Here is a 236-nt window from a genome sequence, read left to right on the forward strand (position 1 = left end):
ACCGGGCGGCTCTGGGTCTATGTGCGCGATGAGCGGCCCCATGGCGGCGTACGTCCGCCGGCCGCCGTGTTCCTGGCCTCCCCCGACCGCAGGGGCGAGCGGCCGCTGACGCATCTGGCCGGGTTCCAGGGCGTGCTGCACGCCGACGGCTATGCCGGCTTCAATCGCCTCTACGAGGGCGGGCGCACCGGCGGTGCCCTGATCGAGGCGGCGTGCTGGGCCCACACCCGGCGCAA

General features: G+C 74.6%; 1 protein-coding gene. It reads left to right on the forward strand.

All coding sequences use genetic code 11. The features are described 5' to 3' along the window. On the forward strand, positions 1-236 hold a 236-nt coding region (locus FV226_RS27820; RefSeq protein ID WP_147765441.1), incomplete at both ends, for a transposase.

Origin of the sequence: Methylobacterium sp. WL12 (assembly GCF_008039475.1) — a bacterium.
In the GTDB taxonomy this organism is placed as follows: Bacteria; Pseudomonadota; Alphaproteobacteria; order Rhizobiales; family Beijerinckiaceae; genus Methylobacterium; species Methylobacterium cerastii.